The sequence below is a fragment of the Pseudarthrobacter sp. LMD1-1-1.1 genome, assembly GCF_040676255.1.
Classification (GTDB): Bacteria; Actinomycetota; Actinomycetes; order Actinomycetales; family Micrococcaceae; genus Arthrobacter.
In genome coordinates this window covers 462,839-474,966 of record NZ_JBEGHP010000001.1, presented here as the reverse complement: position 1 = coordinate 474,966, position 12,128 = coordinate 462,839, and the positions used below count along the sequence as shown (strand labels likewise).

Annotated in this window: 10 protein-coding genes, 1 tRNA gene and 1 pseudogene; 7 read left to right on the top strand and 5 right to left on the bottom strand. The window is 66.7% G+C overall.

From position 1 onward, the window contains the following. Window positions 1-370: 370 nt before the first annotated feature. Window positions 371-452, bottom strand: a tRNA-Tyr gene (locus MRBLMD1_RS02290). A 166-nt stretch (window positions 453-618) separates the two neighbouring features. Continuing rightward, window positions 619-873, bottom strand: coding sequence for a hypothetical protein (locus MRBLMD1_RS02285; protein WP_364397153.1), 255 nt, complete (start codon window positions 871-873; stop codon window positions 619-621). A 185-nt stretch (window positions 874-1,058) separates the two neighbouring features. On the opposite strand from MRBLMD1_RS02285, the gene MRBLMD1_RS02280 reads away from it, so the two are divergent. The 4 genes from MRBLMD1_RS02280 (at window position 1,059) to efeB (ending at window position 5,277) form a co-directional block, all read left to right on the top strand. Beyond that, on the top strand, window positions 1,059-1,550 hold the full coding sequence (locus tag MRBLMD1_RS02280; RefSeq protein ID WP_159631240.1) for a YajQ family cyclic di-GMP-binding protein: 492 nt from the start codon (window positions 1,059-1,061) through the stop codon (window positions 1,548-1,550). Window positions 1,551-1,822: 272 nt separating this feature from the next. Next, window positions 1,823-2,680, top strand: a complete 858-nt coding sequence (efeU, locus tag MRBLMD1_RS02275; protein ID WP_364397150.1) for an iron uptake transporter permease EfeU — start codon at window positions 1,823-1,825, stop codon at window positions 2,678-2,680. A 30-nt stretch (window positions 2,681-2,710) separates the two neighbouring features. Then, window positions 2,711-3,904, top strand: a complete 1,194-nt coding sequence (gene efeO / locus MRBLMD1_RS02270; protein WP_224026720.1) for an iron uptake system protein EfeO — start codon at window positions 2,711-2,713, stop codon at window positions 3,902-3,904. Further along, a complete protein-coding gene (gene efeB, locus MRBLMD1_RS02265; RefSeq protein ID WP_414703655.1) occupies window positions 3,901-5,277 on the top strand; it encodes an iron uptake transporter deferrochelatase/peroxidase subunit in 1,377 nt (458 codons plus the stop codon). Before efeO ends, efeB begins: the two co-directional genes overlap by 4 nt. Before the next feature lie 29 nt (window positions 5,278-5,306). On the opposite strand, the gene htpX is transcribed toward efeB, so the two are convergent. Beyond that, a complete protein-coding gene (htpX, locus tag MRBLMD1_RS02260) occupies window positions 5,307-6,173 on the bottom strand; it encodes a zinc metalloprotease HtpX (RefSeq protein ID WP_159631232.1) in 867 nt (288 codons plus the stop codon). 28 nt (window positions 6,174-6,201) lie between these two features. Further along, window positions 6,202-7,472, bottom strand: a pseudogene (locus MRBLMD1_RS02255) (MFS transporter). 80 nt (window positions 7,473-7,552) lie between these two features. Between MRBLMD1_RS02255 and MRBLMD1_RS02250 the strand changes: the two are divergent. The 3 genes from MRBLMD1_RS02250 (at window position 7,553) to MRBLMD1_RS02240 (ending at window position 10,316) form a co-directional block, all read left to right on the top strand. Further along, window positions 7,553-8,038: a Fur family transcriptional regulator gene (locus MRBLMD1_RS02250; RefSeq protein WP_364397145.1), complete on the top strand. Its 486-nt coding sequence runs from the start codon at window positions 7,553-7,555 to the stop codon at window positions 8,036-8,038. 7 nt (window positions 8,039-8,045) lie between these two features. Next, a complete protein-coding gene (locus MRBLMD1_RS02245; protein WP_364397142.1) occupies window positions 8,046-9,542 on the top strand; it encodes a catalase in 1,497 nt (498 codons plus the stop codon). Window positions 9,543-9,680: 138 nt separating this feature from the next. After that, the gene (locus MRBLMD1_RS02240; RefSeq protein ID WP_364397139.1) at window positions 9,681-10,316 is read left to right on the top strand and encodes a DUF2461 domain-containing protein; all 636 of its coding nucleotides are present in this window, start codon (window positions 9,681-9,683) and stop codon (window positions 10,314-10,316) included. Window positions 10,317-10,418: 102 nt separating this feature from the next. Here MRBLMD1_RS02240 and MRBLMD1_RS02235 read toward each other — a convergent pair whose 3' ends face one another. Next, on the bottom strand, window positions 10,419-11,981 hold the full coding sequence (locus MRBLMD1_RS02235; protein ID WP_159631222.1) for an amino acid permease: 1,563 nt from the start codon (window positions 11,979-11,981) through the stop codon (window positions 10,419-10,421). Between the last annotated feature and the right edge of the window lie 147 nt (window positions 11,982-12,128).

Here is a 12,128-nt window from a genome sequence, read left to right as displayed (position 1 = left end):
GGGTGGAGCGTTGCCGCCACTTCCCTTCCAACGCCCCATCACCTCCCGCCGCTTCCGCGCCGATGCCCCATCAGATTTGGTGAAGCGCGCCGACATACTGCCGCGGCCACGTGCCCTGCGGACTGAGGGATACGCGGGAAGTGATGGCGCGTCCCCGGATCCGGGACCGGACGTGATCGCGCGTCCCCGGATCCGGGACCGGACGTGATCGCGCGTCCCCGGGATTGGGACGGGAAGTGATCGCGCGTCCCCGGATCCGGGACGGGACGTGATCGCGCGTCCCCGGGATTGGGACGGGAAGTGATGGCGCGTTCGGGGCGGGAACGAAAAAGCCTCCGGAACCTGATGGTTCCGGAGGCTTCTCATTGGGTGGCAGATGAGGGATTCGAACCCCCGTAGGCGTTGCCAGCTGATTTACAGTCAGCCCCCTTTGGCCGCTCGGGTAATCTGCCGAACTTCAAAAGAAGTACCCGCCGATGCAGTGGGCGGAAGGGTCCGTTTCCGGTCCTTCCCGCTTCAGTAACCGCGGGCAAGACAACTTTACAGAACTTCCGGCGAAGAATCGAATCGAGCCCTCCATGGCCGCAAAACCAGCAAAACGGCGGGGAATTTCGGCCCTTAAGCCTCCCCCAGGATCCGCCCCGCCAGCTTGGCTTCGAAGCTGACCGCCTGCTCCTCGGTGATCTGGTTGAGCTGCACAGCCCTCTGGAGGTCGGCGCGGACCCCGTCCATCCGGGCCGAGGCATCCGCCACGGGACTGAAGACAATTGAGGCCGCCACTGCAGCCGCCGCCACCGAGGACGCTGCGGCAGCCACCGCCCCTGCTGCCGTACTGGTGCTCCGGGTAACGTAACGGGCGGCTTTGCGGTGCATGGTGTTCCCTTCAACTGCGGTCCAACTGCTCCAACTCTCGCCAGCCCTCCTTCGTTCCCCCGGTGCGTCCGCTGAGAGGGAACTGTGAATGCGCCGCCCCCACCGGCCCGGCCATCCGTATTAGGCTGGATGCCAGTGATCCAGGCCCTGTATCCGCACGGGGCTCCCATCAACAAAGGAGAGTCATGGCAGGCGAGTCAACGTTCGACGTCGTAAGCAAAGTGGACAAGCAGGAAGTGGCCAACGCGCTCAACCAGTCCCAGAAGGAAATCGCCCAGCGCTATGACTTCAAGGGCGTGGGCGCCGAGATCGACTTCAGCGGCGAGAAGATCCTCATGAAGGCCAACTCGGAAGAGCGCGTCAAGGCCGTCCTGGACGTTTTCCAGTCCAAGCTGATCAAGCGCGGCATCTCGCTGAAGTCCCTGGACGAGGGGGAACCCTACGCCTCGGGCAAGGAGTACCGCCTGGAGGCCTCCATCAAGGAAGGCATTGCCCAGGACCTGGCCAAGAAGATCAACAAGCTCATCCGCGACGAAGCACCCAAGTCGGTCAAGTCGCAGATCCAGGGCGACGAACTGCGTGTTTCCTCCAAGTCGCGTGACGACCTGCAGGCCACCATGGCGCTGCTGAAGGACTTCGAGGAAGCAGACCTGCAGTTTGTGAACTTCCGCAGCTAGTCACCCGCCGCCGTCGTTTTCGACGCGGAAATAGTTACACGCCACGCCTAGAGGCCGGTGCAGCCCGCATTCCGGGTGCGCCGGCCTTTCTGCATGTTCCCCCTGCTTTACGCAGCGCGGAGCTGCCAGGGCGCTTGGGGCCGTGGCGTTTGGGACCCGGAAGGGTAACCTGGGGACAATTACGGCACGTTTAGTTTGCGTAATCGACGGCGCCGGGTAATCTCTTCCTTAGGCCTGCCTAAGTAAGGGCAGCCTGAGCGAAAGAACACTCCATGACTGCCAACTTCCTGATCGGCCTGCGCGAAGGACTCGAAGCCACCCTGGTGGTGGTCCTCCTCATGGCCTACCTGGCCAAAACGGACCGCCGCCATCTCATTCCCCGGTTGTGGGTGGGCGTGGCAGCGGCCGTTGCAGTGTCCGTTGCCTTCGGCGCCCTGCTGACCTTCGGCCCCAAAGGGCTCACCTTCGAAGCGCAGGAGGCCATCGGCGGCACCCTGTCCATCGCCGCCGTCGGCCTGGTGACGTGGATGGTCTTCTGGATGGCACGCACCGCACGAACCCTGGGCAGCGACCTGAAATCCCGCGTGGACAGGTCCGCGGGCGGAGCAGGTTGGGGGCTGGCCGTCGTGGCCGCCATCGCGGTGGGACGCGAGGGCCTGGAAACAGCCCTCTTCCTCTGGGCAGCAGCCAAGGCCACGGGCGAATCCACCCAGCCGCTCATCGGCGCCCTCCTGGGCCTGGCCGCCGCGGCCGGCTTCGGCTACCTGCTGCACCGGGGCATCCTGAAAGTGAACCTCTCGCGTTTCTTCACCTGGACCGGCGCGGCCCTGATCATCATCGCCGGCGGCGTCCTGTCCTACGGGATCCATGACCTCCAGGAAGCCGGACTGCTCCCGGGCCTGCACTCCCTGGCCTTTGACATCAGCGGCGCCGTCCCGCCGTCGTCCTGGTACGGCACCCTGCTCAAGGGCACCCTCAACTTCTCCCCCGCCACCACCTGGCTGGAAGCCGGAGCCTGGCTGCTCTACGTGCTGCCCGTGCTGTTCCTGTACCTCCGGATCAACCGCAAAGCACCGCCCGGCCCCGCCGGCTCCCACAACACTGCCGTCAAGGCCGTAGCCGCCGCCTAAATCCCCCTCACCCGCACCAAAGGAATCCCCATGCCTGGCTTCACCCTGCCCAAAAACGCCCGCGTCCCCGGGACGAAGATAGCTTCCCTGGCCGCCGCCGTCGTCGCCGTGCCGTTGATCCTCACGGGCTGCACGGACAACACCAAGGCCCCGGACACCGCCGGGGGCGCCATTGACGTCGTCAGCTCGAACAGCGAATGCAAGGTCTCCGCCACCAGCGTACCCAGCGGCAACCTCACGTTCTCGGTCAAGAATGAAGGCACCGAGGTCACGGAGTTCTACCTGCTGGCCGCGGACGGGCTGCGCATCCTTGGCGAGGTGGAGAACATCGGCCCGGGCCTGAGCCGCAACCTGGTGGTGACCGCACCCGCCGGCACCTACACCACCGCGTGCAAGCCCGGCATGGAAGGCGACGGGATCAGGGCTGCGCTGGAGGTCACCCCGTCCGGCAACCAGCGGCCGGCGGACGCGGATTTCCAGCACCTCCTCGACACCGCCACCACGCAGTACGCGTCCTACGTCAAGGACCAGGGCGAACAGCTGCTCACCGGGACCGAACAGTTCGCCGCGGCCTTCGCTGCCGGTGACGCGGCGACGGCGCGCGGGCTGTACGCCGCAACGCGCCAGCACTGGGAGCGGATTGAGCCCGTCGCCGAGTCCTTCGGGGACCTGGACCCGCAGCTTGACGCCCGCGAGGCCGATCTCGAGCCGGGCCAGGAGTGGACCGGGTGGCACCGCGCGGAGAAGGACCTGTTCCCGCCTGCCGGCTACACGGCGTTGACCGCCGCCGAGCGCTCAGCCATCGCCGACCGCATGGTGGCCGACACAAAGGACCTCGTTGAGCGCACCCGCACGCTGGAGATCTCCGCGGACATGCTGGGCAACGGCGCCAAGGAGCTCCTGGATGAAGTTGCCACCGGAAAAGTGACAGGTGAAGAGGAAATCTGGTCGCACACGGACCTTTGGGACTTCCAGGCGAACGTGGATGGTGCCCGCATCGCGTTCGAAAACCTCAAGCCGGCCCTGCAGCAGAAGGACGCCGCCCTGGCCGCATCGCTGGATGAGAAGTTCGCCGCGCTGCAGGCCGAACTCGCCACCCATGCCCAAGGCGCCGCCTTCACCTCCTACGACAAGCTGACGCCGGAACAGGTCCAGCGGCTGGCCTCCCTGGTGGACGCCCTTGGGGAGCCCCTGTCCCGGCTGACGGCGGCGGTGGTCCTGTGACCGGCTGCCCGTTCAGCGGCCGGGCGCCGGAGGCATCGGAGCCAACCACCGGGCCCGCTTCCGCCCAGGCACCGTTGGACCCCGCCGTAGGGGAACGGCCGACGGCGGGCGCACGTCTGAGCAGGCGCGGACTGTTTGGCATCGCCGGACTGGGCGGGGCTGCGGCAGGACTGGCGGCCGGCTTCCTTGGCCACGACGCGGTGGCGGCCTCCGCGGCACCTCCCGCCGCCGACAGTCCGGTGGTCCCCTTCCACGGGGACCACCAGGCCGGCATCACCACCCCCGCCCAGGACCGCCTGCACATGGCCGCGTTCGACGTCACCACCACCAAACGCGACGAGCTCATCCAGCTGCTCAAGGACTGGACACGCGCGGCCGAAGCCCTGACCGAAGGCCGCCCGGCCGGCGCAACCGGCGCGGTGGATGGCCCCTACGGCGCTCCGCCCGAGGACACCGGCGAGGCCCTGGACCTCAACGCGGGCAAGCTGACCCTGACCTTCGGCTTCGGCGCCGGCCTGTTCGAGAAGGACGGCGTGCCCCGGTTTGGCCTGGACGGCCGGCGGCCCGAGGCCCTGATCGACCTGCCGCACTTCCCCGGCGACGACCTGGACCCCGCCCGCAGCGGCGGCGACCTGGTGGTCCAGGCCTGCGCCGACGACCCCCAGGTTGCCGTCCACGCCATCCGGAACCTGGCCAGGATCGGGTTCGGAAAGGTCCGGGTGCGGTGGTCCCAGCTGGGATTCGGCCGGACCTCATCCACCACCCGCGCCCAGCAGACCCCTCGGAACCTCTTCGGCTTCAAGGACGGCACCAACAACCTCAAGGTCGAGGACGACCAGCTGCTGGACCAGCACGTGTGGGCCACGGCCGGCCGGCCTGAAGATGCCTGGCTGGCGGGCGGCAGCTACCTCGTGGCGCGGCGGATCCGGATGCACATCGAGACCTGGGACCGGACGTCGCTGGGCGAGCAGGAGGGCCTGATCGGCAGGACCAAGGGCACGGGCGCGCCCCTGTCCGGCGGCGAGGAGTTCACCGAGCCCGACTTCACCCGGCAAGGCAAAGGCGGCAAACCCCTGATTCCGCTCGATTCCCACATGCGGATGGCCCACCCGAGCCAGAACAGCGGCGTCCGGATGCTGCGCCGGGGCTACAACTACACGGACGGTTCCGACGGCGTAGGCCACCTCGATGCCGGCCTGTTCTTCATCGCCTTCGTCACCGATCCCCGGAGCCACTACGTCCCCATGCAGATGGCAATGGCCAAGGCCGACACCCTGGCCGTGGAGTACCTGAAGCACACGGGTTCGGGGCTGTTCGCCGTTCCCGGTGGGGTGAAGCCCGGCGGATTCATTGGGGACGGGCTGTTCGCATAGCCGTTCGGGTGTCCGACGGCGGGTCCCGGCTACTGCTGCCGGCCCGCCATCCGCTCCAGCCGGGCGATCCGGTCCCGCATGGGCGGGTGGGTGGCGAACAGCTTGTTCATGCCGCCGCCGCGGAACGGGTTGGCGATCATCAGGTGCGAGGCGTTGACCAGCCGCTGGTCCTGCGGCAAGGGCGCAAGGCTGACGCCGCGCTCAATCTTGGCCAGGGCTGAGGCGAGGGCCAGCGGATCGCCAGTGAGCTGCGAACCGTCCTCGTCGGCGTCGTACTCCCTGGTGCGCGAGATGGCCATCTGGATCAGCGACGCCGCGAAGGGTGCCAGCAAAGCCATGGCGATCATGGCCAGCGGGTTGGCGTTGCGGCGATCGCCGCCGCCAAAGAACAGCAGCATCTGCCCCACCGAGGTGATCACGCCGGCGACCGCTGCGGCCACGGACGAGGTGAGGATGTCGCGGTTGTAGACGTGCATGAGCTCGTGGCCCAGGACGCCGCGGAGTTCGCGCGGGTCCAGCAGCTGCAGGATGCCCTCGGTGCAGCAGACGGCGGCGTTCTGCGGGTTGCGGCCGGTGGCGAAGGCGTTGGGGTTCATGGTGGGCGAGACGTAGATGCGCGGCATGGGCTGGTTGGCGCGCATGGAGAGCTCGCGGACAATCTGGTACAGCTGCGGCGCCTGGGCTTCGGTCACCGGGAAGGCCTGCATGGAGCGGATGGCGATCTTGTCGCTGTTCCAGTACCCGTAGAACGTGGTGCCGACGCCGATCAGGGCCATGATCCAGATGGGCGCCGAACTGCGGGTGCCGACGCCGATGATCGCACCGAGGCCCAGCAGGACTGCCCACAGCACCCCGAAAAGCGCCGCGGTCTTCAGGCCGTTGTGATGGTTGTGCACGTTTCCTCCTTGCTTAAGGAACGGCTTGCTAGGGCACCGGGTTCCGGGCATCGTACTTCCGGAAGCCGGGCTGGAGTTTCGCCGCGAGCCATGCCCCCGCAATGCACAGCGCACCGCCGAGCAGCAGGACCCAGCCCTCATTCAAAAGCTTAGTCGCGCCGCCGGCCAGCAGGTCCCCGATCCGGGGGCCGCCGGCCACCACCACGATGAACACCCCCTGCAGGCGTCCTCGCAGGTGGTCCGGGGCCGCGGCCTGCAGGATGGTGTTCCGGAAGACGCTGCTGATGGAGTCGGCGATCCCGGCCAGCGCACAGCAGAAGGCGGCCGGCAGGAGCCACAGGGTGACGGCACCGTCCGGTGCGGGGCCTGCGAGCAGCACCACCAGGCCGAAGGCGGCGATGGATGCGCCCCATCCCATCACGGACACCACCACGGCGGTCCCCTGGCGGCGCACGCTGCCCAGGGGACCGGAGAACAGCCCGGCCAGGAAGGCCCCGACGGCGGTGCAGGCCAGCAGGATGCCCACGGTCGCCTCGCCACCGCCGATCATGAGGGCAGCGACGGCGGGGAGCAGCGCCCGCGGCTGGGCAAGGATCATGGCCACGAGGTCGATGATGAAGGTCATCCGCAGGTTGGGGCGCGTTCCCAGGAAGCGGAAACCCTCAACCACTGAACGAAGTCCCACTTTGCTGCGGGTTCCGGCGGGTGGCATGGGCGGAAGCCGGTAGACGGCCCAGAGGACGAACGCGAAGCTGGCGAAGTCGATGGTGTACGTCCAGCCGAACCCCAGCCACGCCACCAGGACACCGGCCAGCAGCGGCCCGGCGGTCATGGCCAGGCCAGGGACAGCAGGCTCAGGGCGTTGGCCGCCGGCAGGAGTTCCTTGCGGATGAGCATCGGGATGATGGCACTGCGGGCCGGCTGGTTGATGGCCTGGGCCCCGCTTTGCAGCGCCACCAGCAGGTACAGCACCCACACGTTGCCCAGCTGCAGCCATGCCTGCAGCGCGATCAGCCCGGTGGTCAGCCAGAGGACCGTGGAGGCCAGCAGGGCGATGCGCCGGCGGTCGTGCGCGTCCGCGATGGAGCCGCCCATCAGGCCGCCCACCACCAGGGGAACCAGCGCGAAGATGCCCAGCAGGCCAACGTAGAAGCTGTCCTGGGTCAGCCGGTACACCTCAAGGCTCACCGCCACCAGGGTGAGTTGGCTGCCGACGGCGGACACTGCCGATCCCAGCCACAGCCGGCGGAATGCGGGGCTTTCCTTGAGCGGCGTGACATCGGCAAGAATTTTCCCCACCCCGCAACATTAGCGGGCGACACGGAAAGGTAAGCCGAGCCTTATTGTGAGTTATTAATAATAAGTGCTTCAATGGAGCCATGACGGAGCACTTTGATGGCCAGGAAGCGTGGGCTGCAGCCCTGCGCGCCCATGGCCGCAGGGTGACCAAGCAGCGGCTCGCTGTACTCGCCGCCGTCGAACGCCACCCGCATTCCCCAGCCGAAAGCATCCTTGCCGCCGCCCGGACGGAACTGCCGGAACTCACGGCCCAGTCCGTCTATGTGGTCCTCGGCGACCTGACGGACCTGCACATGCTGCGCCGGTTCGAGCCGCCCCACTCCCCCGCCCTGTACGAAACACGGGTGGACGACAACCACCACCACGCCATCTGCATCAGTTGCGGCCGCGTGGAAGACGTGGACTGCGCCGTCGGCCACGCCCCCTGCCTCACGCCGCACTGGAATCCGGACGCCAAGCCGATGACCATCCAGATCGCCGACGTCATGTACCAGGGCATCTGCCAGGAGTGCCAGCAGGCCCAACAGCTTCCTCCCCACAGTCCCTCGCAAGAAAAAGAGAAATAGGAGAACAATGACTGCCGTTTCCACAACCCAGTCAGGTGCACCGGTTACGTCGGACGCACACTCGAAGTCAGTTGGTGCCGATGGTGCCATCATCCTGACCGACCACTACCTGGTGGAAAAGCTCGCCCAGTTCAACCGTGAGCGGGTTCCGGAGCGCGTAGTGCACGCCAAGGGCGGCGGCGCATTCGGTACGTTCAAGGCCACCGAGGACATCTCCAAGTACACCAAGGCAGCGTTCCTGCAGCCTGGCGTCGAGACCGAGATGCTGATCCGCTTCTCCTCCGTGGCCGGCGAGAACGGTTCCCCGGACACCTGGCGCGATCCCCGCGGTTTCGCCGTGAAGTTCTACACCACCGAGGGCAACTACGACCTCGTGGGCAACAACACCCCCGTCTTCTTCATCCGCGACGGCATCAAGTTCCCGGACTTCATCCACTCCCAGAAGCGCCTGCCCGGCACGCACCTGCGCGACGCCGACATGCAGTGGGACTTCTGGACCCTGTCCCCCGAGTCCGCCCACCAGGTCACCTGGCTGATGGGCGACCGCGGCCTGCCCGCCTCCTGGCGCGAGATGCAGGGCTACGGCTCGCACACTTACCAGTGGATCAACGCCGAGGGCGAGCGTTTCTGGGTCAAGTACCACTTCAAGTCCAACCAGGGCGTGAACTCCATGACCTCCGAGCAGGCCGAACAGCTTGCCGGCTCCGACGCGGACTTCTATATCCGCGACCTGTCCGAGAACATCGAAGCCGGCAACTTCCCGTCCTGGGACCTGCACGTGCAGGTCATGCCGTACGAGGATGCCAAGACCTACCGCTTCAACCCGTTCGACCTCACCAAGGTGTGGCCGCACGCGGACTACCCGCTGATCAAGGTGGGTACCATGGAGCTGAACAAGAACCCGGAGAACTACTTCGCGCAGATCGAGCAGGCCACCTTCGCGCCGTCGAACTTCGTGCCCGGCATTGCCGCTTCCCCGGACAAGATGCTGCAGGCCCGCATCTTCTCCTACGCGGACGCCCACCGCTACCGCGTGGGCACCAACCACGCCCAGATCCCGGTGAACCAGCCCAAGAACCAGGTCAACAACTACAGCCAGGACGGCCAGGGACGTTTCCTCTTCAACGCCCCCTCGGTTCCGGTCTACGCCCCCAATACCTTTGGCGGCCCGGCTGCCGTTGAGCCGCAGAACCCGGCCGGCGGCTGGGAGAACGACGGCGAGCTGACCCTCGCCGCGCACTCCCTCCACGCCGAGGATGGCGACTTCGTTCAGGCCGGCGCGCTGTACCGCGAGGTCTACGACGAGGCCGCCAAGGCCCGTTTCCTGGAGACCATCACCGGTGCTGTGGGCGGCGTGAAGCGCTCCGACATCAAGGAACGTGCCATCCAGTACTGGACCAACGTCGATGCCGAGCTGGGCGCCAAGCTCCGCGCCAACCTTGGTGCCGCTGCAGCCCCGTCGGCTCCGGCTTCGGACGCTGAGTCCGCCAACAAGATCGGCTAGTCAGGCCTCCTGCCGGCTGAATTAAAGAACACCCCGTCACGGTCTTCCGTGGCGGGGTGTTCTGCTGTCCGGCTCCGGTTGTGCACATACGCCGCCGGGGATCTGGCCGGTTGGGGACGGCGGCCCTAGGCTCCGTAGATGAACACTTTCGCAGGCATTCCCCCGGAAGCCTTCCGCTTCTACGCGCAGCTGGAGGACAACAACAACCGCGACTGGTGGCTGGAACACAAGGCAACGTATGACGCCTCGGTCAAGGAGCCCCTCACCCTCCTCCTCTCCGAGCTGGAGCCCGAGTTCGGACCTGCCAAACTCTTCCGCCCCAACCGGGACATCCGATTCTCACTGGACAAATCACCGTACAAGACCGCCCAGGGAGCCTTCGCCGCACGCCAGGAAGGCGTGGGTTTCTACCTTCAAATCAACGCGGACGGGCTGTTGATCGGCGGCGGCTACCACTCCCACACGCCGGCGCAGCTGGCCCGGTTCCGCGCGGCCGCTGACGCTTCCGCCAGCGGCGCAGCCCTGCAGGACATTGTGGATGCCGTGGCCGTGGCCGGTTTTGCCATCGAGGGTGAGAAGCTGAAAACCATCCCGCGGGGTTTCGACAAGGACCATCCCCGCGCCGAACTGCTCAAGCACAAATCGCTGTCCGCGGGTGTCGAGGTGGGCCAGCCGGAGTGGGTGTCCACACCGGCCGCGAAGGAGCAGATCGCGGAACGCTGGCGGCAGCTGCGGCCGCTCGTGGAATGGGTGGGACGGTACGCGGCGCCGTGACCGGCCGGGAGCGCTGAACCGGGCTGGGCGGACCGCCCGGAAACGCGGCTGCCCGCCCGGCGCAGGCCGGGCGGGCAGGTCAACAATGGGAGTTGCGGGCCGTCAGGTCCGGCTCAGTTCGTCCTCGTCTTCAGGCTCCGCGGCTTTCCGGGGAGCCGCGCCGGGCGCGCCATTGACGCTCGCGTTGGCCTCGGCGAAACGCTCATTGAGCCGCGAGTGGCGCTGGCCGTAGGCGAAGTAGATGGCCAGGCCCAGCACCAGCCAGAAGGCGAAGAAGATCCAGGTCTCCACAGCGAGGTTGGTCATCAGGTAGAGGCACAGCACCGCAGAGACGATGGGCAGCACCTTGCCGAACGGAACCCGGAAGGCCGGCTTCAGGTCCGGGCGCTTCTTGCGGAGCACCAGGATGCCCAGGCTGACCACCACGAACGCGGACAGCGTACCGATGTTGATCATTTCCTCGAGCAGGTCCACGTTGGTGAGGCCTGCAACCAGCGCCACGGCGGCACCGCAGATGACCTGGAGGCGCACGGGAGTGGACCGCTTGTCGCTGGTCTTGGACAGCGCCCGGGGCAGCAGGCCGTCGCGGCTCATGGCAAGCACCACGCGGGACAGGCCCATGAGGAGCACCATGATCACGGTGGTCAGGCCCACCAGGGAACCGAAGGCGATGACCTTGGCCGCGGAGGTGTCTCCCACTGCCTCGAAGGCCGTGGTGAGGGTGGGGCTCTTGGCTTCGGCCAGCTGGGTGTAGGACACCATGCCGGTCAGGGCCAGGGACACGAGGATGTAGAGCAGCGTGACCAGGGCCAGGCCGCCGAAGATGCCGCGGGGCAGCGTCTTCTGTGGGTTCTTCACTTCCTCTGCGGAGGTGGCCACCACGTCGAAGCCGATGAAGGCGAAGAACACCAGGGCGGCACCGGCGAAGATGCCCATGGTGCCGTACTGGGCAGGGGCAGCTCCGGTCAGGAAGCCAAAGAAGGACTGCTTGAGGACGTCCGCAGCGCCGGTGCCGCCCGTGGGCTCAGCTGCCGGAACGAAGGGGGTGTAGTTCTCGAACTTCACGTAGGTGAAGCCCACCACGATCACGAACAGCACCACCGCGATCTTGATCAGGGTGAAGACGTTGCCTACACGGGCGGAGAGCTTGGTGCCCAGCACCAGCAGCACGGTAAAGATGGCCACGATCAGAAATGCGCCCCAGTAGAGGTCCACGCCCCCCAGCGAGATGGCCGGCGGGATGTCCAGGCCGGTGAGGGCGAACACCTTGCTGAGGTAGATGCCCCAGTACTTGGCGATCACGGCGGCGGCGGTGAACAGTTCCAGGATCAGGTTCCAGCCGATGATCCAGGCAAGGAGCTCACCCATGGTGGCGTACGTGAAGACGTAAGCGGATCCCGCTACGGGAATGGCCGTGGCGAACTCGGCGTAGCACATGATGGCCAGCGCGCACGTGACGGCCGCAATCGCGAAGGACAGCGTAACGGCGGGACCTGCAAAGTTGGCGGCGGCCTTTGCGCCGACCGAGAAGATGCCGGCGCCGACAGCAACGGCGACGCCCATAATCATGAGGTCCCAGGTGCTGAGGGAACGCTTGAGCTTGCGTCCGGGCTCATCGGCGTCGGCAATCGACTGCTCGATGGATTTTGTCCGCAGAAGGTTCATTGGGGGTCACAATCCTGGTTTGTGAGGGAAACAGACCTATCAACGATACTGTCCATCCACTGGACGGTCCCAATCGTCCCGAATAGTGAGACGGTCCCGATGCCGAATATTCTTCCGCCAATGCACTCGGGGCCCTCCGAATGGAGA